Annotated in this window: 19 protein-coding genes and 2 rRNA genes; 17 read left to right on the top strand and 4 right to left on the bottom strand. The window is 63.7% G+C overall.

Annotated features, from left to right (window positions below):
• The first annotated feature begins 8 nt into the window (after positions 1 to 8).
• The 15 genes from GTP44_RS22325 to GTP44_RS22255 all read left to right on the top strand — a co-directional run bounded on the left by GTP44_RS22325 (position 9) and on the right by GTP44_RS22255 (position 19,250).
• Positions 9 to 1,280: a M48 family metallopeptidase gene (locus tag GTP44_RS22325; RefSeq protein ID WP_161021145.1), complete on the top strand. Its 1,272-nt coding sequence runs from the start codon at positions 9 to 11 to the stop codon at positions 1,278 to 1,280.
• A complete protein-coding gene (rsgA, locus tag GTP44_RS22320; RefSeq protein ID WP_161021144.1) occupies positions 1,277 to 2,203 on the top strand; it encodes a ribosome small subunit-dependent GTPase A in 927 nt (308 codons plus the stop codon). Before GTP44_RS22325 ends, rsgA begins: the two co-directional genes overlap by 4 nt.
• A 52-nt stretch (positions 2,204 to 2,255) precedes the next feature.
• Positions 2,256 to 5,081 carry an ATP-binding protein gene (locus tag GTP44_RS22315; protein WP_161021143.1) on the top strand — a complete coding sequence of 942 codons (2,826 nt, stop codon included), beginning with the start codon at positions 2,256 to 2,258 and terminating at the stop codon, positions 5,079 to 5,081.
• Positions 5,082 to 5,181: 100 nt separating this feature from the next.
• Complete coding sequence (gene argF, locus GTP44_RS22310) at positions 5,182 to 6,108, top strand: ornithine carbamoyltransferase (RefSeq protein WP_161021142.1); 927 nt, start codon at positions 5,182 to 5,184, stop codon at positions 6,106 to 6,108.
• 19 nt (positions 6,109 to 6,127) lie between these two features.
• The gene (locus GTP44_RS22305) at positions 6,128 to 7,360 is read left to right on the top strand and encodes an argininosuccinate synthase (RefSeq protein WP_160992254.1); all 1,233 of its coding nucleotides are present in this window, start codon (positions 6,128 to 6,130) and stop codon (positions 7,358 to 7,360) included.
• A gap of 95 nt (positions 7,361 to 7,455) precedes the next feature.
• A complete protein-coding gene (locus tag GTP44_RS22300; protein WP_161021141.1) occupies positions 7,456 to 9,249 on the top strand; it encodes a methyl-accepting chemotaxis protein in 1,794 nt (597 codons plus the stop codon).
• A 71-nt stretch (positions 9,250 to 9,320) separates the two neighbouring features.
• Positions 9,321 to 11,138 carry a methyl-accepting chemotaxis protein gene (locus GTP44_RS22295; protein ID WP_161021140.1) on the top strand — a complete coding sequence of 606 codons (1,818 nt, stop codon included), beginning with the start codon at positions 9,321 to 9,323 and terminating at the stop codon, positions 11,136 to 11,138.
• Positions 11,139 to 11,160: 22 nt separating this feature from the next.
• Positions 11,161 to 11,619 (top strand): chemotaxis protein CheW, encoded by a 459-nt coding sequence (locus GTP44_RS22290; protein WP_161021139.1) that lies wholly within the window; start codon positions 11,161 to 11,163, stop codon positions 11,617 to 11,619.
• Positions 11,616 to 12,866, top strand: a complete 1,251-nt coding sequence (locus tag GTP44_RS22285) for a CheR family methyltransferase (protein WP_161021138.1) — start codon at positions 11,616 to 11,618, stop codon at positions 12,864 to 12,866. Before GTP44_RS22290 ends, GTP44_RS22285 begins: the two co-directional genes overlap by 4 nt.
• A gap of 12 nt (positions 12,867 to 12,878) precedes the next feature.
• The gene (locus GTP44_RS22280) at positions 12,879 to 13,571 is read left to right on the top strand and encodes a chemotaxis protein CheW (RefSeq protein ID WP_161021137.1); all 693 of its coding nucleotides are present in this window, start codon (positions 12,879 to 12,881) and stop codon (positions 13,569 to 13,571) included.
• Positions 13,568 to 15,850 (top strand): hybrid sensor histidine kinase/response regulator, encoded by a 2,283-nt coding sequence (locus tag GTP44_RS22275; RefSeq protein WP_161021136.1) that lies wholly within the window; start codon positions 13,568 to 13,570, stop codon positions 15,848 to 15,850. The genes GTP44_RS22280 and GTP44_RS22275 overlap by 4 nt, the downstream gene beginning before the upstream one ends.
• A complete protein-coding gene (gene cheB / locus GTP44_RS22270) occupies positions 15,847 to 16,890 on the top strand; it encodes a chemotaxis-specific protein-glutamate methyltransferase CheB (protein ID WP_161021135.1) in 1,044 nt (347 codons plus the stop codon). Before GTP44_RS22275 ends, cheB begins: the two co-directional genes overlap by 4 nt.
• A 15-nt stretch (positions 16,891 to 16,905) precedes the next feature.
• A complete protein-coding gene (locus GTP44_RS22265) occupies positions 16,906 to 17,970 on the top strand; it encodes a diguanylate cyclase (RefSeq protein ID WP_161021134.1) in 1,065 nt (354 codons plus the stop codon).
• Positions 17,967 to 18,281 carry a pyrimidine/purine nucleoside phosphorylase gene (gene ppnP, locus GTP44_RS22260; RefSeq protein ID WP_160992262.1) on the top strand — a complete coding sequence of 105 codons (315 nt, stop codon included), beginning with the start codon at positions 17,967 to 17,969 and terminating at the stop codon, positions 18,279 to 18,281. Before GTP44_RS22265 ends, ppnP begins: the two co-directional genes overlap by 4 nt.
• A 36-nt stretch (positions 18,282 to 18,317) precedes the next feature.
• The gene (locus tag GTP44_RS22255) at positions 18,318 to 19,250 is read left to right on the top strand and encodes a sensor domain-containing diguanylate cyclase (protein WP_160992263.1); all 933 of its coding nucleotides are present in this window, start codon (positions 18,318 to 18,320) and stop codon (positions 19,248 to 19,250) included.
• Between the two features lie 53 nt (positions 19,251 to 19,303).
• Here GTP44_RS22255 and murB read toward each other — a convergent pair whose 3' ends face one another.
• Positions 19,304 to 20,323: a UDP-N-acetylmuramate dehydrogenase gene (gene murB / locus GTP44_RS22250; RefSeq protein ID WP_161021133.1), complete on the bottom strand. Its 1,020-nt coding sequence runs from the start codon at positions 20,321 to 20,323 to the stop codon at positions 19,304 to 19,306.
• A 155-nt stretch (positions 20,324 to 20,478) separates the two neighbouring features.
• On the opposite strand from murB, the gene GTP44_RS22245 reads away from it, so the two are divergent.
• Together GTP44_RS22245 and GTP44_RS22240 are read left to right on the top strand one after the other, a co-directional pair.
• Positions 20,479 to 20,964, top strand: a complete 486-nt coding sequence (locus tag GTP44_RS22245; RefSeq protein WP_160992265.1) for a YajQ family cyclic di-GMP-binding protein — start codon at positions 20,479 to 20,481, stop codon at positions 20,962 to 20,964.
• A 142-nt stretch (positions 20,965 to 21,106) separates the two neighbouring features.
• The gene (locus GTP44_RS22240; protein ID WP_161021132.1) at positions 21,107 to 22,366 is read left to right on the top strand and encodes a nitronate monooxygenase; all 1,260 of its coding nucleotides are present in this window, start codon (positions 21,107 to 21,109) and stop codon (positions 22,364 to 22,366) included.
• 26 nt (positions 22,367 to 22,392) lie between these two features.
• Here GTP44_RS22240 and GTP44_RS22235 read toward each other — a convergent pair whose 3' ends face one another.
• The 3 genes from GTP44_RS22235 to GTP44_RS22225 all read right to left on the bottom strand — a co-directional run.
• Entirely contained in the window at positions 22,393 to 23,328 is a 936-nt protein-coding gene (locus GTP44_RS22235; protein ID WP_161021131.1) for an exopolyphosphatase, read from the bottom strand.
• Between the two features lie 125 nt (positions 23,329 to 23,453).
• Positions 23,454 to 23,566: ribosomal RNA gene (gene rrf / locus GTP44_RS22230) — 5S ribosomal RNA — on the bottom strand.
• A gap of 114 nt (positions 23,567 to 23,680) precedes the next feature.
• Positions 23,681 to 24,034 (bottom strand): 23S ribosomal RNA (locus tag GTP44_RS22225); the annotation flags it as partial.

Genomic DNA, 24,034 nt, shown 5'->3' with positions numbered 1-24,034 from the left:
GGCACAGAATGTATTCACTCGCGTTTTCGATTTTGTTCGTCTCTTTTATCATTTTGACGCTGCTGGTGCGCTTCTGGCTGGCCTCGCGCCATATTCGCCATGTGCTGGCGCACTGCGGCGCCGTGCCGGCGGAATTTGCCGAAAAGATACCGTTGGCGGCCCACCAGAAGGCCGCCGACTACACCGTCGCGCGCACCAAATACGGCCTGCTGACGCTGCTGGTGAATACGCTGGTGCTGGTCGGTTTCACGCTGCTCGGCGGCCTGCAATGGCTGTCGGTGCAGGTGTTCCAGGTCACCGGCCCGGGCATGACCTACCAACTGGCGCTGCTGGCGGCGTTCGCGCTGCTCTCCGGCGTCATCGACCTGCCGTTCGACTACTACAAGCAGTTCGGCCTTGAACAGCGTTTTGGTTTTAACAAGATGAGCAAGGGCCTGTTCTTTGGCGACATGCTCAAGGGCGCGCTGCTGGGCGTGGTCATCGGCCTGCCGCTGGCGTGGGTAGTGCTGACCTTGATGCACCAGACCGGCGACCTGTGGTGGCTGTACACCTGGTTCGTCTGGAGCGGCTTCCAGTTGCTGATGATGGTGCTGTACCCGACCGTGATCGCGCCCATGTTCAACAAGTTCACGCCGCTGCAGGACCAGTCGCTGAAGTCGCGCATCGAAGGCCTGATGACGCGTGTCGGCTTCGCCTCCAAGGGCCTGTTCGTGATGGATGGCTCCAAGCGCAGCGCCCACGGCAACGCCTACTTCTCCGGCTTCGGCGCCAACAAGCGCATCGTATTCTTCGATACGCTGCTGGCGCGCCTGCAGCCGCAGGAAATCGAGGCGGTGCTGGCGCATGAGCTGGGACACTTCAAACTCAAGCACATCATCAAGCGCATCGGCATGATGTTCGCCATGTCGCTGGGTTTCCTCGCCCTGCTCGGCTACCTGAAGACGCAGCCGTGGTTCTACGACGGCCTGGGCGTCAACCCGCTGCTGCTGCCGGGCCAAAGCAACGACGCCATGGCGCTGCTGCTGTTCATGCTGGCGCTGCCGGTGTTCACCTTCCTGCTCAATCCGCTGACCTCGCTGGGTTCGCGCCAGCACGAATTCGAGGCGGACGCCTTCGCCGCCCGGCACACCGACGCCCGCGATCTGGTGTCGGCGCTGGTCAAGATGTACGAAGACAACGCCTCGACGCTGACGCCCGATCCGCTGCATTCGGCCTTCTACGACTCGCACCCGCCGGCCAGCGTGCGCATCCGTCAACTGAACCTGGCGGCGGCACAATGAGCAAGCCCCACAGCAAACCGCAAGCCGAACAGCGCAGCGCCATCATCATCGCCGCCCACGGCCGCCACTACCTGGCCGAGGCCGATGGCCAGAAGCTGCAATGCGTCACCCGCGGCAAGAAGACCAATGTGGCGGTGGGCGACGTCGTCCACATCAGCATGACCTCGCCCGACCAGGGCGTGATCGACAAGATCGAAGAGCGCAAGACGCTGCTGTATCGCTCGGACCAGTACAAGTCCAAGCTGCTGGCCGCTAACCTGACGCAGCTGTTCATCGTGGTTGCCACCGAACCCGGCTTCACCGACGACCTGGTGTCGCGCTCACTGGTTGCGGCCGAGGCGGCCGGCATCAAGGCCCACCTGATCCTCAACAAGACCGACGTGGCGGACGCGTTACCGCGTACCCGCGAGCGGGTCGCCGCGTATGGCGATCTCGGCTACCCGGTGCACGAAGTGTCGGCCACCGCCCACCCCGAGCACGCGATCGCCACCTTGCAACCACTGTTGGCGGGCAACTCGTCGATCCTGATCGGCCAGTCCGGCATGGGCAAGTCCTCGCTGATCAACCTGCTGGTGCCGGAAGCCGACATCGCCGTGCGCGAAATTTCGGCCGCGCTCGACACCGGCAAACACACCACCACCTTCACCCGGCTGTACACGCTGCCGGACCTGGGACCGGACTCGTCCATCATCGACTCGCCCGGGTTCCAGGAATTCGGCCTCTACCATTTGAGCGAGGGCATGCTGGAGCGCGCCTTTGTCGAATTCGCCCCGTATCTGGGTCATTGCAAGTTCTACAACTGCCGTCACCTGATCGAGCCGCAATGCGCGGTGCTGGCCGCCGTTGAGGAAGGCAAGATCGCCCGCATGCGCCACACGCTGTATGGCCAGCTGCTGCACGAGTCTTCACAAACCCTGTACTAAAACCAAAAGTTTGTGTCTATAATGCCTTGGGGCAAGTACCTAAGGAACCGAGATGGACCTGTTTGCGCTTGATGACGCGTTAGCCGACTGGGAGGCCGCACTGACCTCCCAGCACGGCGCTGCGCGTTTGCCGGCGCTGCTGCCGCTGGCCTGGCACTTGCGCCAGCGCGACACGCCGCGCGCGCTGCGACTGGCGGTTGAAGCCGACACGCTGCTGCCCGCACTTCCCGCCGCCGACAGTGAACCCATCGCTGCCCGCCTGCAACTGCTGCGGGCGGAAGCCACCTGGCTCGATGGCCACCTGGCCGACGCCGACGCCCAGGCGCAGCAAGCGGGTGCCCGCTTCGCCGCGCTGCGACTGCCGCTCGGCCAGGCCGACGCCCACTGGCTGCGCGCCTGGATCGCCATCGACAGCGGCGAGCATGCCCGCGCCGAGAACGAACTGGAACAGATGGCCACCGCCGCCCGCGCCGCCGGCGATTCACAGCGCCTCGCCATCGCCGACGCGGTCAACGCCCGCTGGAGCGTGCTGCACGACCTGCCCAGCGCGCAGCGGCGCTGGGCGCAACGCTTCAGCCGCGAAGAAGAAGCCCTGCCCACCGTCGCCGGCTGGATCTATGACTACTACGGCCTGGCCGCCAGCCAGGCCAGCGATTTCGGCGCCGCCGCCGGCCACTATCTGCGCTGCTACGAGGCGGCGCTGGAGAGTGGCCAGATGCGCATGGCGATCACCGCCGCCATCAACATCGGCCTCGATTTCACGCTGCTCAACGACCACCACGCGGCGCTGGAGTGGATGGAGAGCGCGCTCGAACTGGCTCGCCCCACCGGCTGGCCGCGCAGCATCGGCATCTGTCTGATGCACACCGCCGACACCATGCGCCGCCTCGGGCGCCTGGACGCCGCCGACGAACTGCTGCGCGAAGCCACGCAAATACTGGCGCCGTTGCACGGCGCCCGCGCCTACGCCACCGCCCTGCAATATCTCGGCGACCTGGCGCTGGACCAGGGCGACTTCACCGCCGCGCTGCACGCCTTCCGCCAGTTGGAGGCGCGCGGCACCGCGCTGGGCCACGCCGATTTTCTGAGCATCGCCCGGCGCGGCCAGGCGCACGCGCTGTGCTTTCTCGACCGGCCGCAGGAAGCGCAGGACGCCGCCGAACGCGCCACCACGCTGGCCCGGGAACAGGCCAACAACTACCACCAGGTGGCGGCGCTGCGCGTGCTGTCGCTGATCCATCTGCGCCACCAGTTGCCGGCGCCGGCCTGCATGACGGAGCCGAACGCCACGCTGCACTTCCTGCATCAGGCCCTGTCGGTGGCCGGCCATATCAACGGCTACACGCTGCCGGCCGACCTGCACGAAGCGCTGGCGCGCGAATACGCGCACATCGGCGACTACCGGCAGGCCTACGCCTCGTCGCAACTGGCCGCCGCCGCGCGCCAGAAGACACACAGCCACGACGCCACCAACCGCGCCATCGCCATGCAGGTGCAGCAGCAGACCGAGAACGCACGCGCCGAAGGCAAGCACCACCGCGCGCTGGCCGCCGCCGAAATGCGCCGCGTGCAGCTGCTGCAGCAGACCACCGCCTTGCTGGAGCGGCTGTCGGCCATCGGCCAGGAGATCACCACCCACCTCGACGCCGGCGCGGTGTTCCAGGCGCTGCACCGCCATGCGCAGGCGCTGCTGCCGGCCGATTCGCTGGCGATCTATCTGTGCGATCCGGGCTGCGACACCATCAGCCGCGTGTTCGGCATGGAGAACGGTCAGCCGCTGGCCGGCAACACCATCGACATCGCCAACCCGCGCGCCAACGCCGCCCGCAGCCTGCGCGAGCGGGCCGAGATTTACATCGACGAGGCGGGCCCGGACGACATCTTCCTCGCCCCCGGCACCGACCTGATGGCCAGCGCGCTGTATGTGCCGCTGCTGGTGGGCGAACGCGCGCTGGGCGTGATGACGGTGCAGTCGATCGAGGTCGACGCCTACGGCGAACGCGAACGCCTGATCTTCCGCACGCTGTGCGCCTACGGCGCCATCGCGCTGGACAACGCCGAAGCCTACCGCCAGCTGAAGGACGCGCAAACGCAGCTGGTGTCACAGGAAAAGCTGGCGGCGCTGGGCGCGCTGATGGCCGGCGTGGCGCACGAACTGAATACGCCGATCGGCAACAGCCTGCTGATCGCCAGCACGCTGGCGCAGAAAACCGAGGAGATGGAAGCGCAGATGAACGGCGCCGGCCTGAAACGCTCGGCGCTGGCGAACTATCTGGACGACGCCCGCAAGGCGCACGAACTGGTGATGCGCGGCCTGACCAGCGCCGCCAATCTGGTCAACAGCTTCAAGCAGGTGGCGGTGGACCGCACCACCGAACAGCGGCGCGATTTCAATCTGTCGCAGGTGACGCACGAGGTGATCGCCACCATGATGAACCGCATCCGCGCCTCCGGCCACCGCATCGAGATCGAGGTGCCGGACACCGTGTCGCTGGACAGCTACCCAGGGCCCTACGGCCAGGTGATCGCCAATTTCATCAACAACGCCCTGCTGCACGCCTTCGCCGGCCAGGGCAACGGCTGCATGTGGCTGCGCGCGCAGGCGCCGGTGGACGGCCGGGTGCAACTGACCTTCCGCGACAACGGCGGCGGCATCGCGCCCGAACACCTGTCGCGCATCTTCGATCCCTTCTTCACCACCAAACTGGGACAGGGCGGCAGCGGGCTGGGACTGTCGATTAGCTACAACATTATCACTTCACTCATGGGCGGCCTGATTTCCGTCCACAGCGCGCGCACCGGCACCACGTTCACGCTGGATCTGCCGCTGAAGGCGCCCGAGAACAAGCTGCCGTCCACCGCGCATATCTATCACTGAACGGGTTTCACAGACAGCATAATCTGCGGTAATTCGCCCCGTCCGCCGAATTGCCTTTATAATTACCCGGCTAAGCCGTAGCTATCTGTCAGTTGTCATTATGCCTATCCAAAAAACGATCAAGCATTACCTGCAGTTTTCCGACCTCACGCTGGAAGAGTATGAGTACGTCATCGAACGCGCGCATATCATCAAGCGCAAGTTCAAGAACTACGAGATCTATCACCCGATGATCGACCGCACGCTGGTCATGGTGTTCGACAAGAACTCGACCCGCACCCGCCTCTCGTTCGAGGCTGGCATGCACCAGTTGGGCGGCGCCGCCATCTACCTCAACACCCGCGATTCCCAACTGGGCCGCGGCGAGCCGGTGGAAGACGCCGGCCAGGTCATGTCGCGCATGTGCGACATCATCATGGTGCGCACCTTCGGCCAGGACATCATCGAGCGTTTCGCCGCCAACTCGCGCGTGCCGGTGATTAATGGCCTGACCAACGAACACCATCCGTGCCAGGTGGCCGCCGACATCTTCACCTACATCGAGCATCGCGGCTCGATCAAAGGCAAGATCGTGGCCTGGGTGGGCGACGCCAACAACATGCTGTATTCGTGGCTGCAGGCGGCCGAGGTATTCGGCTTCCACGTCAACGTCTCGACCCCGCACGGCTACGAGATGGACATGTCGCTGGTCTCGACCGACCGCTACACCTTCTTCAAGAATCCGTCCGACGCCTGCGAGGGCGCGCACCTGGTCAACACCGACGTCTGGACCAGCATGGGCTACGAAGAGGAAAACGCCGCCCGCCTGAAGGCCTTCGACGGCTGGATCGTCGACAGCGCCAAGATGGCGCGCGCCGCGCCGGACGCGCTGTTCATGCACTGCCTGCCCGCCCACCGCGGCGAGGAAGTCGCGGCCGACGTCATCGACGGCCCGCAGTCGGTGGTGTGGGACGAGGCGGAAAACCGCCTGCACATTCAAAAAGCGTTGATCGAGTACCTGCTGCTCGGGCGCATAGAAAACAAGTAATCTTCAACTGGGATCAATCATGAGCGACATTAAAAAAGTAGTCCTCGCCTACTCGGGCGGCCTCGATACCTCCGTCATCCTGAAGTGGCTGCAGGATAACTACCAATGCGAAATCGTCACCTTCACCGCCGATCTGGGCCAGGGGGAGGAGCTGGAACCGGCGCGCGCCAAGGCGCTGAAGTTCGGCATCAAGCCAGAGAACATCTACATCGACGACGTGCGCGAAGAATTCGTCCGCGACTTCGTGTTCCCGATGTTCCGCGCCAATACCGTGTACGAAGGCGAATACCTGCTGGGCACCTCGATCGCCCGTCCGCTGATCGCCAAGCGCCTGATCGAAATCGCCAACGAAACCGGCGCCGACGCCATCTCGCACGGCGCCACCGGCAAGGGCAACGACCAGGTGCGCTTCGAGCTGGGCGCCTACGCGCTGAAGCCAGGCGTCAAAGTGATCGCGCCATGGCGCGAATGGGACCTGCTGTCGCGCGAAAAACTGCTGAAGTACGCGGAAGACGCGGGCATCGCCATCGACATGAAACACAAGAACGGCGGCGCGCCGTACTCGATGGACGCCAACCTGCTGCACATCTCCTTCGAAGGCCGCCACCTGGAAAACCCCAGTGCCGAAGCCGAGGAATCGATGTGGCGCTGGACCGTCAGCCCTGAACAGGCGCCGAACGACGCCGAGTACATCGACCTCGAATACGAAAAAGGCGACATCGTCGCCATCAACGGCGTGCGCATGTCGCCGGCCACCGTGCTGACCGAACTGAATCGCCTCGGCGGCAAGCATGGCATCGGCCGTCTGGACCTGGTGGAAAACCGCTACGTCGGCATGAAGTCGCGCGGCTGCTACGAAACCCCGGGCGGCACCATCATGCTCAAAGGCCACCGCGCCATCGAGTCGATCACGCTGGACCGCGAAGTGGCCCACCTGAAGGACGACCTGATGCCACGCTACGCGTCGCTGATCTACAACGGCTACTGGTGGGCGCCGGAGCGCGTCGCGCTGCAAACGCTGATCGACCACACGCAGAGCACCGTGAACGGCTGGGTACGCCTCAAGCTGTACAAGGGCAATGTGATCGTGGTGTCGCGCGATTCGAAGACCGACTCCCTGTTTGATATGAACATCGCCACCTTCGACGAAGACGGCGGCGCCTACAACCAGGCCGACGCCGGTGGCTTCATCAAGCTGAACGCACTGCGCATGCGCATCGCCGCCAACGCCCGCCTGAAGCGCGGTCAGTAAGCCTCGCCGCTCTCGCCTGCTCAAGAAAGGCCGCTCGCTGAGCGGCCTTTTTTTTGATACATTGGCTCCACATCCTGATCGTGAGTGGAGCACCCATGCTGAAGAACCTCAGTATCAAGAAAAAACTCGCCGGTGGTTTCGGCGTCATCGTTGCCCTCATCGTGCTGCTGCTGGCGCTGGCCTACACCAACTTCACCAAGCTGTCGACCGCCAGTGGCTGGGACCTGCACACCATGCAGGTGCTGCTGGAAGCGAACCAGATCGAAACCGCGATGGTGCAGATCCAGAGTTCGACGCGCGGCTACCTGCTGACCGGCGACGTCACCGCCCTGCAACGCATCAGCAACGAAACAGAAATCTTGCGCCGCCATCTGGCGGAGATCACCAGGCTTACCGCCGACAACCCCGCGCAGCAGGCGCGCATGCAAAAGCTCGTCCCCTTCGTCAATGACTGGCTGAATAAGGTCATCAACCCGCAACTGGAGAAGCGCGGTGCCGGCGCGCAAACGGCAAACCCGGACGAGGTGCGCGTCGGCGGCCGCACCATGGCCGACGCGCGTGCCATGATCAAGGAAATCACCGACCAGGAGAACCTCCTGCTGACCGAACGCACCAGGACCACCACCGACTTGTCGGAATCGATGATGCTGCTGCTGGTGCTCGGTGGCGGCGTCTGCACGGCACTGGCGCTGGTGATCGGCGCGGTGCTGCGGCAGGCACTGGGCGCCCCGATCAGCCGCCTGGCCTCGGTGGTGGAGCGCATCGCCGGCGGCGACCAGGGCGCGCGGGTGAAGGTTACCTCGCGCGATGAACTGGGTCAGATGTCGCAGGGCTTCAATCAAATGGCGCAGGCCATCCAGAACAGCCACGCCAAGGAGCTGGCGGCCACCAACCTGCTCAGGTCCAAGGTCGATTCGCTGCTCGGCGTGGTGTCGAAAGCCGCCGCCGGCGACCTGACCGGCAAGATCGAAGTACGCGGCAATGACGCCATCGGCCAACTGGCCGAGGGGCTGGACCGCATGTTCGGCAACCTGCGCTCCCTGATCAACGAAGTGCAGAAAGCCGGCATTCAGGTCACCACCTCGGCCACCGAGATCGCCGCCTCGGCCAAGCAGCAGGAGGCCACCGGGGTCGAACAGGCGCAGACCAGCATCGAGATCCTCAGCACCACCAGGGAAATCTCCGCCAGCATCGCGGAGCTGGTCAGGACCATGGAGGAAGCCACCAGCGTGGCCGACTACACCACCCACGCCACCGCCGACGCGCAGGACAACCTCAAAGGCATGGACGGCACCATGCGCAACATGGTGGCCGCCACCGACTCGATCAACGCCAAGCTGGCGGCGCTGTCGGAAAAAGCCTCCAACATCAACAGTGTGCTGATCACCATCACCAAGGTGGCCGACCAAACCAACATCCTGTCGCTGAACGCCGCCATCGAGGCCGAGAAGGCCGGCGAGGCCGGGCGCGGCTTCTCGGTGCTGGCCACCGAAATTCGCCGGCTGGCCGACCAGACCTCGGTCTCCACCTGGGATATCGAGCAGATGCTCAAAGAGATGCAGTCGGCCGTCTCCGCCAGCGTGATGGGCATGGACAAATTCTCCGAAGAGATCCGCCGCAGCGTGGGCGAGGTGCGACAGGTGACCGACCAGCTGTCCGGCGTGATGGACCAGGTGCGGCAACTGGCGCCGCAATTCGAACTGGTGTTGCAGGGGATGCAGTCGCAGGCCGTCGGCGCCACCCAGATCAACCAGACCATGATGCAGTTAAACGAAGCCACCCAGCAAACGGTGGAATCGCTGAAATCGACCAGCGAGGCGGTACACCAGTTGCAGTATGCCGCCGGCGGGTTGCAGACCAGCGCCGCCTCCTTTTTGATCGCCGCCTGAAAACCCAAAAAATACGGCCGGTATGGGACAATGCCAACTGCACACTGGCGCCTGCCAGCCCTGGAGAGAACATGTTTAAAGACTTGAGCATCAAGAAGAAGCTTTACCTCAGTTTCGGCGCCATCCTGGCCATCATCCTGATCTTGCTGTCGATCGCGTACAACCGTTTCAACAGCCTGTCCGAGGCCAATACGTGGGATCGCCACACGATGGACGTGATCCAGGCCATCGACGTGCTACGCAACGATCTGCTGCAAGTACAGGTGGAGGCGCGCGGCTATTACCTGACCGGGTCCGCGGAGCGCCTTGAACGCACCCGCAAGGAGATGACCGATCTGCCGGCCTCCGTCAACGAACTGCAAAAGCTCACCGCCGATAATCCGGCCCAGGTGGAGCGCTTCAAGAAACTGCACGACATGATCAACGCCTGGCGTCTTGACGTCATCGACTCCCAACTCAAAATGCGCCAGGAACTGGGCGACAAACCCGGCGCCGCCGATACCATGGGCCGCATGCCGCAACTGGCCAATACCAACAGCTCGGCCATCGGCGCCATCTACAAATTCATGAACGAGGCCGCCGACGAAGAAAAACGCCTGCTGGCCGAACGCTCCAAGGCGAGCGAGCGGCTGCAGGAAACCATGCGCATGATCCTGTCCGGCGGCGGCGTGGTGTGCATCGCGCTGTCCCTGGGCATCGTCTGGATTCTGGTGCGCGCGCTGCTCGCGCCGCTGGACAATCTGACGCAGGCGGTCAACCGCATCGCCGCCGGCGATCCCGGCGCCCGCGCGCAGGTGCTGTCGGCCGATGAACTGGGCGAGGTATCGACGGAGTTCAACCGCATGGCGCAGTCAATCCAGGACAGCCAGGCCAATGAGCTGGCCGCCACCAACGCGCTGCGCGCCAAGGTCGACTCGCTGCTGGGCGTGGTGTCGAAAGCGGCGTCGGGCGACCTGACCGGCAAAATCGAAGTGACCGGCGATGACGCCATCGGCCGCCTGGCCCTGGGCCTGGACCGCATGTTCGACAACCTGCGCGCGCTGCTGAACAACGTGCAGAAGGCCGGCATCCAGGTCACCACCTCGGCCACCGAAATCGCCGCCTCGGCCAAGCAGCAAGAGGCCACCGGCATCGAGCAGGCGCAGACCAGCGTCGAGATCCTCAGCACCACCAAGGAAATCTCGGCCAACACCTCGCAGCTGCTGAAGACCATGGAGGAAGCCACAGCGGTGGCCGACTACACCACCCACGCCACCGCCGATGCGCAGAACAACCTGCGCCGCATGGATGGCACCATGCAGCACATGGTGTCGGCCACCGACTCGATCAACGCCAAGCTGGCGGCCCTCTCCGAAAAAGCCTCCAACATCAACAGTGTGCTGATCACCATCACCAAGGTGGCCGACCAGACCAACATCCTGTCGCTGAACGCCGCCATCGAGGCCGAGAAGGCTGGCGAGGCCGGGCGCGGCTTCTCGGTGGTGGCCACCGAAATCCGCCGGCTGGCCGACCAGACTTCGGTCTCCACCTGGGACATCGAGCAGATGCTGAAAGAGATGCAGTCGGCCGTCTCCGCCAGCGTGATGGGCATGGACAAATTCTCCGAAGAGATCCGCCGCAGCGTGGGCGAGGTGCGCCAGGTGACCGACCAGTTATCCGGCGTGATGGATCAGGTGCAGAAACTGGCGCCGCAGTTCGACGTGGTGCTGCAAGGGATGCAGTCGCAGGCGGTGGGGGCGGAGCAAATCACCGCCACCATGATGCAACTGAACGATGCCACCCAGCAGACGGTCGAATCGCTGAAGGCCACCAGCGAAGCGGTGCACCAGTTGCAGTACGCGGCTGGCGATCTGCAGACCAGCGTCGCCAACTTCGCCGTGGCGGTTTAAGCGGGGCGCGGGAGCTGAGACCATGAAACTCCTCGTCTTCCACATCGGCGCCGACCGTTACGGCCTGCGCCTGCGCGATGTGGTGCGCGTGCTGCCGCTGGTGGAATTGAAGCTGCTGCCGCTGGCGCCGGACAGCGTGGCCGGCCTGATGGACCTGCACGGCGCGTCGGTGCCGGTGATCGACTTGTGCCGCGCCAGCGGCCTGCCAAGCGGCGCCGACCACTTCGACACGCGCATCATCGTCGCCGACTATGTCACACCGGAAGGCGCGCACCATGCACTGGGCCTGCGCGCCGAGCGCGTACTGGGCGTGCAGGAGGTGCGCGACGATCAACTGCTCGACAGCGGCGTGCAAGCCGCGCCCTTCCTCGGCCAGGTGGCCAGCGACGCGCAAGGCATGCTGCAACTGGTGGGGCTGGAGCATCTGCTGCCGGAGGAACTACGCGCGCTGCTGTTCCAGCGTGACGGAGCGGCGGCATGACGCCGGCCCAGTCGCTGCTGCGCACAGCCACCGGCTTGAACCTGTCCAAACCGGTGGTCGAGCGGGCCATCAAGCACCGCATGGAGCACAACGCCGTCAGCGACCCCGATGCCTACCTGCGGCAGATGACGCCGGCCGAGATGACGGCGCTGGTGGAACTGGTGGTGGTGCCTGAATCGTGGTTCTACCGCGACCCGCAGGCGTTTGTGGCGATGAGCGAATTCGTGCGCGCGCGCCTGGCGGCCAACAGCGAACGGCGGCTGCGCATTCTCTCCATTCCCTGCGCGGGCGGCGAGGAGCCGTACACCATCGCCATGGTGCTGACCGACGCCGGCATCCCGTCGCGGAATTTTATGGTCGACGCCTTCGACATCAGCCCCACCTGCGTGGCGCGCGCCAAGAGCGGCATCTACGGTCACAACGCCTTTCGCGCGCAGAACATGGCGTTCCGGGATCGCCACTTCAGCAGCGACGGCGACGGCGACTACCGCGTCAACGACGACATCCGCAAGCAGGTGCGCTTCGCACAGGGAAACCTGCTGGAATTCGACCTGGCCGCGCGTACCGGCTACTACGACGTGGTGTTCTGCCGTAATCTGCTGATCTACTTCGACAAGCCGACCACCAAGGCCGCCATCGCCAAACTGCGCGCGCTGCTGGCGGACGACGGCCAGCTGTTCGCCGGCTACGCCGAAGTGCCGTCGTTCTGCAGCCACGGCTTTACGCCACTGTCCCATAGCCAGGCTTTCGGACTGATGAAGGAAACCGCGCCGCCGACCAAACCGGTGCTCAAGCCAGTGGTCAAGCCGGCGCACGCGCCGCGCGTCGTCGCCAAGCCAGTGCCGCCGCTGGCCGCGCGCAGCATCGCCTCGCCGCCATCGCTGCCGCCATCCCCGCCCCCGGCGCCGCGCGCGCCGACAGCGGCGCCGGCGCTTGACCTGCTGGCCGAAGCCCGGCGCCTGGCCGACCTGAGCGACATCAAAGCCGCTGAAAAACACTGCCGCGACCATCTGGCGCAGCAGCCGGAATCGGCCGAGGCCTACTTCATCCTCGGCCTGCTGAACGAATTGAACCAGCAGCCGAAGATGGCCGAAGACTACTGGAAGCGCTGCATCTACCTGCAACCGGACCACTACCAAGCGCTGTGCCACCTGGCGCTGCTGGCGGAAGCCAACAACGACGCCAGTGGCGCCGCCACGCTAAAGGCGCGCGCCGCCCGCATCTACCAACGCCAGCAAGCATCCTGAAGACGCTAAACCATGAGCACAACCACCTCTCCCGTCGCCGCCGATGTCGTTGATGTCCAGGACTGCTGGAACGTCATCGGCGTGAACGGCGACCAGCGTTGCGACAAACTGGCGCAGGCCGTCCACTGTCGCAACTGCGGCGTCTACGCCAGCGCCGCGCAGAAAAACCTGCAGCGTCCCGTCGGCGCGGACTACAAGCGTGAATGGGCCGCGCATTTCCGCCAGGCCGCCGGCGACACCCGGCAACTGGACGCCTCCTGTCTGGTGTTCCGCGTCGGCCGCGAATGGCTGTCGCTACCGACGCGCATGTTCGTGTCGGTGGCGCCGACCGCCAAGCCACACCGGCTGCCGCATCGCGGTTCGCGTGGACTGAGCGGCATCGTCAACGTCGGCGGCACGCTGTATCCCTGCATGTCGCTGGCCGAGCTGCTGGGCATCGACGACAGCGAAGGCGAAGCCGCCACCGACCGCCACACGTTTGCGCGCCTGCTGCTGACACAATGGGAAGACCAGGCCTATGCCTTGCCGGTGGCCGACCTGCACGGCATACTGCGCCACGCCAGCAACCAGATGCAGACGCCGGCGGCCACCATCAACAAGGGTCTGTCGCGCTTCCTCGCCGGCGTGATCACGCATGGCGACATGCGCATCGGCGCGCTGGATGAAACGCTGATCGGCCATCAACTCGCGAGGAGCCTGCGATGAGCGCCGATAACAACGGAGACCTGAGCCAGTTCTCCATGCAGGACCTGTTCCGCATGGAGGCCGACGGCCAGACGCAGATCCTCACCGATGGTCTGCTGGCCATGGAACGCCTGAAGGACGACGCCGGCGCGGTGGAATCGATGATGCGCGCGGCGCACTCGATCAAGGGCGCCGCCGCCATCGTCGGGCTGGAAGTGGTGGTGCAGCTGGCGCATGGCATGGAGGACGCTTTCATCGCCGCGCAAAACGGCAAGCTGGCGTTGACGCCGAACCGCGTCGACGCGCTGCTGGCGGGTGTGGACCTGATCGTGCAACTGGCGCGCCTGAAGGAAGGCGAAGTGGAAGCCTGGCTGGCCGCCAACGGTGAGCAGATTACGCGCACCATGGACGCGGTACGCACCATCGCCTTCCTGCCAGATCCGATCAACCTGGCCCCGCCACCGCCACCGCCACCGCCACCGGTCGTGCCGGCGAACGCCACAACCCAAGAAACTGACGCGACGGAGGCTCCCGCCGTCGAAGACACCCAGGAACGCCGCTCGCTCCCGCCACTCAAGCAAGCGCAAAACTTCGACAAGCTGCTCTCGCTGGCCAGCGAATCGCGCATCAACGCGCACCAGATGCATCCCTTCGTACAGAACCTGCAGCGCTTCAAGCGCAACCAGAGCAGCCTGTTCTCGATCATCGAGCAACTGCACGAAGCCATCTCCAACAGCAACGACGCCGGTCTCAAAGAGAAGTCCCTGCTGGCGCTGCAGAAAACCCACCCGCTGAAGCAATTCGTGCTGGAGCACATCGCCGACATCGAAGCCTACGAGCGCCGCCTGCTGGGTGTCTCGCAAAGCCTGGTGGACGAGGTGCTGACGCTGCGCATGCGTCCTTTCCGCGACGGCGTGCAGCACTTCCCGCGCATGGTGCGCGACCTCGCGCGCAACCTGGGCAAGGACGTGCAATTGCAGATAATCGGCGAAGACACACTGGTCGACCGCGACATCCTGGCCAAGATCGAAAGCCCGATCAACCACATGCTGCGCAACGCCATCGACCACGGCATGGACAGCGCCGCCGAACGCCTCGCCGCCGGCAAGCCGGGCACCGGCACCATCGTGCTGGAGGCGCGCCACCGCGCCGGTATGCTGAGCATCGAAATCAGCGACGATGGCAAGGGCGTCAACATCGAAAAAATCCGCGCCCGCGTCATCGAACGCAAGATGGCGCCGGCGCAGATGGCCGCCGCCATGTCGCCGGCGGAGCTGCTGGAATTTCTGTTCCTGCCCGCCTTCAGCCTGAAGGACAACATCACCGAGATCTCCGGCCGCGGCGTCGGCCTGGACATCGTGCACGAGACCATCCGTTCACAGAACGGCACGGTGCGCATCGAGTCCGAACTGGGAGTCGGCTTCCGCACCCACATCACGCTGCCGCTGACGCAGTCGATCATGCGCGCGCTGGTGGTCGACGTCAAAGGCGAAGCCTACGCCGTGCCCATCGTGCAGGTGGAGCGCGTGCTCAAGGTGCCGCAGACCGCCATCCACACGCTGGAGAACAAGCAGTTCTTCGACTTCGGCGGTGAGCATCTAGGCCTGGTCTCGGCTTCGCAGGTGCTGGAACTGGGCGACACCAGCGCCGAAGGAGCGGAGCTGCCGGTGGTGGTGATCGGCGCCGGCGCGCGCCGCTACGCGCTGGTGGTGGACGCCATCCGTGGCGAACAAAGCCTGGCGGTGCAGGCGATCGACCCGATCTTCGGCAAGATGCGCGACATCGCCGCCGCCGCCCTGCTCGACAATGGCGAGCCGGTGCTGATCCTCGACGTGCCCGACCTGCTGCTATCGATCGACAAGTTGCTGCACGAAGGCGGCCTGCATCAACTGGCCAAGTCCGACACCGCCGAACGGCGCAAAACCAAACGCATCCTGGTGGTCGACGACTCGCTCACGGTGCGCGAAATGGAGCGCAAGCTGTTGCTCGCGCGCGGCTTCCTGGTCGATATCGCCATCGACGGCATCGATGGCTGGAACGTGGTGCGCAGCGGTGACTACGATCTGGTCATCACCGACGTCGACATGCCGCGCATGGACGGCATCGAACTAGTAACCTTGATTAAGAAAGATATACATCTTCACAAGATCCCAGTCATGATAGTCTCTTATAAAGATCGCCCCGAAGACCGCGCCCGCGGCCTTTCGGCAGGCGCCGACTACTATCTGACCAAAGGCAGCTTCCATGACGAGACGCTGCTCGACGCAGTCAGTGATTTGATTGGGGACGCCCGTAGATGAAGATAGCCATCGCCAACGATGTCGCCATGGCGGCGGAAGCGCTGCGCCGCGTGGTCGCCAGCACCGCCGAGCACCAGGTGCTGTGGATCGCCCGCACCGGTGCGGAGGCGGTGCGCATGTGCGCCGAGCACCGCCCGGACCTGATTCTGATGGACCTGAACATGCCGGAGCTGGACGGCGTGGAGGCCACGCGCCAGATCATGGAGCACAGCCCGTGCGCCATCCTGGTGGTGACCGGCCGCCCGCAGGACAACGTCAACCAGGTGTTCCGCGCGCTGGGCGCCGGCGCGCTGGACGTCACCGCCACGCCGGTGCTGCAAGGCCAGCCGGGCGGTGACGCCGAGCTGCTGGCCAAGATCCGCACCATGGACAAGCTGATACGCCATAGCGGCGGCACCCAGGCCATGCAGCCGAAGAGCGCCGCCAGTGTCGCCGGCCACCATGCCGCCACGCCGGACGGGGAAAAAATCACCACGCTGCTGGCCATCGGCGCCTCCACCGGCGGCCCGGTGGCGGTCTCCAAGCTGCTGGCCGGCTGGAAGGCGCCGCGCGGCTGCGCCATCGTCGTGGTGCAGCACATCGACCGCCACTTCGCCGACAACTTCGCCCGCTGGCTGGGCGAACAGCTCGACATGCCGGTGCGCTCCGCCGAGGAAGGCGACGAACTGGCGGCCGGCACCGTGCTGATCGCCAAGAGCAACGACCACCTGACGCTGGATCAAAACCTGCGCTTGCGTTACGATATCCATCCCAAGGACTATGCCTACCGGCCGTCGGTGGATGTCTTCTTCCACTGCGTGGCGCAACACTGGAAAGGCGAGGCGCTCGGCGTGCTGTTGACCGGCATGGGGCGCGACGGCGCCGAGGGGCTGCTGGCGATGCGCAAGGCCGGCCAGACCACCATCGCCCAGGATCAGGCCAGCAGCGCCGTGTACGGCATGCCGCGCGCGGCGGCGGAGCTGGACGCGGCGCAGATGATTTTACCGCTGGCGAAGATCGGACCGTTCTTGCGCAGCACCCTTGGCGGACGTAGCCAATAACTGAATGGAACCCTGATGTCCGAAGTACACGTAACCGAAGCCGATCCCACCCCGCTCCTGCCCGCCTTCAAAGTGCGCGTGCTGCTGGTCGACGACCAGCTGATCATCGTCGAAGCCGTGCGGCGCATGCTGAGTGACCAGCCGGACATCGAATTCCATTGCGTGACCGATGCCAACCAATCGCTGGAGCGCGCGCGCGCGCTGCAACCGACCGTGATCCTGCAGGACCTGGTGATGCCAGCCATCGACGGCTTCGGCCAGATCGCCCTGTACCGCGCCGAGGAAGGCCTGCGCCACGTACCGGTGATCGTGCTGTCGGCCAAGGAAGACCCGAAACTGAAGGCGCACAGCTTCGGCATGGGCGCCAACGACTATATGGTCAAGCTGCCGGACAAGCTGGAACTGCTGGCGCGGGTGCGCTACCACTCCGGCGCCCACATCAGCCGCCTGCAGCGCGACCAGGCCTTCCGCTTCCTGCGCGAGAGCCAGAAGCAGCTGGCCGACGCCAACCTCGAACTGCAAAAACTGGCGGCCCTCGACGGCCTGACCGGCATCGCCAACCGCCGCCGCTTCGACGACGCCATGCGCGCCGAATGGCAGCGCGGGCAGCGCGAAAAAAAGCCGTTGACGCTGCTGATGTGCGACGTCGACTTCTTCAAACTGTATAACGACAGCTTCGGCCACCTCGCCGGCGACTTGTGCCTGAAGAAGGTGGCAGCTGTCCTGACCGAACATCTCAAGCGCCCGGCCGATCTGGCCGCGCGCTACGGCGGCGAGGAATTCAGCATTATCCTGCCGGACACACCGCTGACTGGCGCCATGATCGTGGCCGAGTCGTGCCGCCGCCACCTGGAACAGCTCGCGATCGAAAATCCGGGGGCGAACACCACGCTCTCAAGCGTGACCATGTCGATCGGCGTGGCCAGCGTGGTGCCGTCGCCGGCATCGACCGTCGAAGCACTGATCCAGCAAGCCGACCGGGCCCTGTACGCCGCCAAGCACGGCGGCCGCAACCGCGTAGTCAGTGCGACGGACCTGCCCGGTCCCACTACCTCGAATGAAGGAAAAACAGCAGCATGAGTGCACAAATCGATCAAGTCAGCGTCGTCAAAAAATCGAACATCTACTTTGACGGCAAATGCGTGTCGCACACCGTCATCCTGGCCGACGGCGGCAAGAAGACCGTCGGCGTCATCTTCCCATCAAGCCTGACGTTCAACACCGGCGCGCCGGAAATCATGGAAATCGTCGGCGGCGTGTGCAAGGTGCGCCTGGACGGCGCCAGCGCATGGCAGACCTACGGCGCCGGCCAGCAATTCACAGTGGCCGGCAACAGCAAGTTCGATATCGAAACAGTGGAGACCCTCGATTACGTTTGCCACTTCGGCTAACTTCACCAGCAGACCACGGTCTGCTTTTTTACGACCATGAACATACCTTCACACAAACTGCTCGCCATCATCGACGCCCAAGTCCAGCTGGTCGGCCTGGGCAACGATCTCAGCGCGGTAATGGACGCCGCCGCCGCCAAGGCGGTGGAACTGACGGCCGCCGACGGCGCCGTGGTCGAACTGCTGGAGGACGACGCCATCGTCTACCGCTCCGCCCATGGTTTGGCGGAAGCGCAGCTGGGCCTGCGCATGCCGGTAGCCAACAGCCTGTCGGGCAGCGTGCTGACCAGCCGCCGCGCCGCGCTGTGCAGCGACAGCGAGAGCGACGAACGGGTCAATCGCGAGGCGTGCCGCAAAGTCGGCCTGCGGTCGATGGTGATCGTGCCGCTGATCGCCGACGGCGCGGCGATCGCCGTCATGAAGCTGGTGTGGAAGGAACCGCGCGTCTTCAACGACGGCGAGGAACAGATCGCCCAGCTGCTGGCCAATATGACGGCCATGCTGATGCAGCGCGCCACGCGGGAAGGACCGAACGTGCTGAAGCAACGCATGACGCTGGACGAAGCCAGCGGCACCGCCAACCGTGCCTTCTTCTACGAGCAGTTGCAGGCCAAGCTGGCGGCGGCGCAGAGCAGCAACGGCCACCTGGGCGTTGGCGTGGTGCGCGTCAGCGGCATCGACGCGCTGCCGGAGGCACTGGCCAGCATCTCGCGCCGCATCGAGCGCGAATGCCGCGCAGGCGACCTGGTGGCGCGCATCGGCCGCGACGAATTCGGCGTCATCCTGAACATGGCGTCGCGGCGCTCGATCGTCACCAGCCAGCTGCACCGCATCAGCACTTCGGTGACGGGTGAATCGCTGCCCGGCATCAGCGACGCCGCGCTGCGCGCCGCCTGCCACACCGGCAGCTCGCTGTATCCGGAAGACGCTCACACCGCCATCGAACTGGTGCAAGCCGCCCGCCCCTGAACCCGTCGTTCCGGCGCAGGCCGGAACCCATGCCGAGTCTGCTGGCGAAGCGACTAGACGAACACCGGCTCCGGCTCCAGCAGCACGCCATAGCGCGCCTGCACATCGGCCTGGATCGCCTTCGCCAACGCCACCACATCGGCGCCGGTGGCGCCACCGTTGTTCACCAGCACCAGGGCCTGCTTAGGATAGACGCCGGCCGCGCCCAGGTTCCTGCCCTTCCAGCCGCACTGATCGATCAGCCAGCCCGCCGCCAGCTTCTCGCTGCCGTCCGGCTGCACGTGATGCACCAGCGTCGGAAAACGCGCCAGCAGCGCCGCACATTGCGCGCCAGACACCACCGGATTCTTGAAGAAACTGCCGGCGTTGCCGATCACCGCCGGATCAGGCAGCTTGCGGCGGCGGATGGCGATCACCGCGTCGGCCACCTGTTGCGGCGTCGGCGCGTCCGCCATGCCCGGCTCGGCCGCCAGCTCGGCGTAGCGCAGATTCGGCGTCCAGCGCTTGGGCAGCGCGAAGGTCACGTCGAGAATGATCAGGTCGCGGCCCTCGTGCTTGAACACGCTGTCGCGGTAGCCGAAGCGGCACGCCGCCGCGTCCAGCGCGCGCGTCACGCCACTGTGCGGATCGAACACCGTGACGCTGTGGCACACGTCTTTGATCTCCAGGCCATACGCGCCGATATTCTGGATCGGCGCGGCGCCCACCGTGCCCGGAATCAGCGACAGATTTTCCAGGCCGCCGAGTCCCTGCGCCAGGGTCCACTGCACAAACGCGTGCCAGTTTTCACCGGCCGCCGCGCGCACCAAATGCTGCTGGGCGTTGTCGCCGACGCGCTCTTTCCCTTGCAGTCCGATGTGCAGCACCAGGCCGTCAAAATCGCCCGTCAACAGCACGTTGCTGCCGCCGCCCAAAACCAGCTTCGGCAAAGAAACCCATGCGCCATCAGCATAAACGCCGAGCAGATGCTCTTTTTCAGTCACATGCAGGTAGGCGCGTGCCGTGGCGTCAATGCCAAAGGTATTCAGGGATTGCAGCGAAAATTGACGTAGAACAGGAATCGGCGGGGACATGAGGGGAATAAGCAATAAATTTGGTCGATTATAGAGGCAAACAAGCAAAAAACCACCGCCCATATGGCGGCGAATCGCAGGTTGTCCGTTAAAATATCAGTCTTTGATGCAGCCGCGTCCCCCGCGCTGCATGCCACACGAATAAGGAAATCGTTATGCCGTCGTTTGATGTAGTTTTGGAAGCCGATATGATCGAAGTGAAGAATGCCATCGAGCAATCTCAAAAAGAAATCGGCACGCGCTTCGACTTCAAGGGCACCGGCGCCGCCGTTGAACAGAAGGAACGCGAACTGACCGTCACCGCCGACTCCGATTTCCAACTGCAACAAGTACGTGACGTGCTGATCGGCAAGCTGGGCAAGCGCAAGGTCGACGTGCGCTTCCTGGAAGACGGCGACATCAAGAAAATCGGCGGCGACAAGGTGCGCCAGGTAATCAAGGTAAAAAACGGCATCGAGTCGGATGACGCCAAAAAGATCGTGCGCATCATCAAGGACAGCAAGATGAAGGTGCAAGCGGCGATCCAGGGCGAATCGGTGCGCGTCACCGGCGGCAAGCGCGACGATCTGCAGGCGGCCATGGCGCTGCTGCGCAAGGAAGCCAGCGACCTGCCGCTGGAATTCAACAACTTCCGCGACTGATCTCCGTCCACCGCGCGCGCGGCCAGCCCAGCGCCGCCGCGCCGTCATATCGCTGTAGTACACATGGAGTAGAATAAATCGGTGCTCCGATCATGCGTACTGCCGCGCGACCGCAATTAACCTCGGTAGTCTAAGGATAGCAATGAAACGTGTTGATGATTTCCGCCTGCGATTCGGCAATGAAGAATATGTGCCCATCATGATCGGCGGAATGGGTGTCGATATCTCGACCTCTGAACTGGCGCTGGAAGCGGCCCGCCTGGGTGGCATCGGCCACATCTCCGATGCCATGGTGGAAGACGTGTCGGACCGCAAGTTCGACACCAGCTTCGTCAAGGATAAGACCAAGCTCTACAAGCACAACATCAACAATATGGACAAGTCGATTGTCCAGTTCGACCTGGAGCGGCTGGCCGAGGCGCAGCGCCTGCACATCGGCGCCACCATGAAGGCCAAGCAAGGCCCGGGCCTGATCTTCGTCAACTGCATGGAAAAGCTGACCATGAACGGTCCGCGCGAAACCCTGCGCACGCGCCTGAACGCGGCGCTGGACGCTGGCATTGACGGCATCACGCTGTCGGCGGGCCTGCACTTCGGCTCGTTCGCGCTGATGGCCGACCATCCACGTTTCCGCGAAGCCAAGCTGGGCATCATCGTGTCGTCGGTGCGCGCGCTGCAGATTTTCCTGCGCAAGAACGCCAAGCTGAACCGTCTGCCCGACTTCGTCATCGTCGAAGGCCCGCTGGCCGGCGGCCACCTCGGCTTCGGCCTGGAGGACTGGAAAGACTACGACCTGATGACCATTACCAAGGAATTGCTGGCTTACTTCAAGCAAGAGAATCTGGACATTCCGTTGATCGCCGCCGGCGGCATCTTCACCGGTTCGGACGCGGTCAGCTTCCTGGAAGCCGGCGCGGCTGGCGTGCAGGTCGCCACCCGTTTCACCGTCACCAACGAATGCGGCTTGCCGGAGAAGGTCAAGCAGGAATACTTCAAGGCCTCGGAAGAAGATGTGATCGTCAACGGCGTGTCGCCGACCGGCTACCCGATGCGCATGCTGAAGAATACGCCGGCGATCGGCTCCGGCATCCGTCCGGGTTGCGAGTCCTACGGCTACCTGCTGGACGCCAATGGCAACTGCGCCTACATCAACTCATACAACCGCGAAGTGGAAGCGCACCCGAATGAGAAGAACGTGGTGGTCATGGATAAGACCTGCCTGTGCACCCACATGCGCAACTTCAACTGCTGGACCTGCGGCCACTACACCTACAAGCTGAAGGACACCTCGTTCAAGAAACCGGACGGCGACTACCAGATGCTGACGGCGGAACACGTATTCAAGGACTACCAGTTCAGCACCGACAACCAGATCGCGATGCCTGAAAAAGAGTTTGAATGAAAAAAGCGCCCTCGGGCGCTTTTTTATTAGCCGTCGGAATTAATCCGATGGATCAGTGCCCCCAGTACGTCCTCCGCCCGCTCGTTATCAACCTGGCAGGTGCCGGCGTTCTCATGCCCGCCGCCGCCATATTCCAGCATCAGCGCGCCGATATTGGTTTTCGACGTGCGGTTCAGAATTGATTTGCCGGTGGCAAATACCGTGTTCTGGTTTTGCAGGCCCCACAGCACGTGAATTGAGATATTCGTCCGCGGGAACAGCGCGTAGACGATGAAGCGGTTACCAGCAAAGATGATCTCCTCATCGCGTAGATCCAGCACCACCAGGTTCTTGTGCAAGGTGGCGCAGCGTCGGATCTGCTGCTTGCACTGCTCGGCGTGCTCGAAGTACAGGTCCTTGCGTTCCTTCACGTCGGGCAGCTCCATGATCTGGGCGATCGTATGATCCTTGCAGTAATCGATCAGGTCCATCATCAGGTTGTAATTCGAGATGCGGAACTCGCGGAAGCGGCCAAGACCGGTTCGCGCGTCCATCAGGAAGTTCAGCAAATCCCAGCCTTCCGGATTCAGCACTTCCTGCTCGTTGAAGCGGGCGGCGTCGCCCTTGTCGACCGCCGCCATCATGTCATTCCACGACGCCGGGAATGCCTTCAAGGCGCCATAGTAGTCATACACCACGCGCGCGGCGGATGGCGCCTCCGGATGAATGACATGGTTCTTGCGCTCGCCGGTGTTGCGAATGGTTTCCGACAAGTGGTGATCGAACGCCAGGTGCGCGGCGGCCACATACGGCAGATTGGTGGTGATGTCGCGGTCGGTGATCGAGATCTTCCCGTCCTGCATGTCTTTCGGGTGCACGAACAGGATCTCATCGATCAAGTCCAGGTGCTTCAACAGTACTGCACAAACCAAACCATCAAAATCGCTACGGGTTACCAAGCGATATTTCTTTGCGTCTGCCATGGCTCTGTCTCGGGTGGGTTGAACACCGGCAAATAATACAGCTCAATGAGCGGCCTGCACACAAATTACCGGCCGTAAACGCAAAAAGGCCCGTTCACTGAACGGGCCTCCTCACTTAATAACTAGCTTGACGATAACCTACTTTCACACTGGTTGCAGCACTATCATCGGCGTAGAGTCGTTTCACGGTCCTGTTCGGGATGGGAAGGGGTGGGACCGACTTACTATGGTCATCAAGCTTTGACTTGTATGCCGCGCAGCCTCATGGCTGCGCAGCGAATCTGGAGAAGTAAAGTTTTCGTTGGGTAGCATTCTCATCATCTGAGTAAATGCGCATAACCGTCAAGGTTATAGGGACAAGCCGTACGGGCAATTAGTATCAGTTAGCTTAATGCATTACTGCACTTCCACACCTGACCTATCAACGTCCTGGTCTCGAACGACCCTTCAAAGAGCTCAAGGCTCTGGGAAATCTCATCTTAAGGCAAGTTTCCCGCTTAGATGCTTTCAGCGGTTATCTCTTCCGAACTTAGCTACCCGGCAATGCCACTGGCGTGACAACCGGTACACCAGAGGTTCGTCCACTCCGGTCCTCTCGTACTAGGAGCAGCCCCCTTCAAATTTCCAACGCCCACGGCAGATAGGGACCAAACTGTCTCACGACGTTTTAAACCCAGCTCACGTACCACTTTAAATGGCGAACAGC

Source organism: Duganella lactea, from assembly GCF_009857505.1.
Taxonomy (GTDB): domain Bacteria; phylum Pseudomonadota; class Gammaproteobacteria; order Burkholderiales; family Burkholderiaceae_D; genus Rugamonas; species Rugamonas lactea.
The sequence above is the reverse complement of the archived record's forward strand: the minus strand, read 5'-3'. Positions and strand labels throughout refer to the sequence as shown.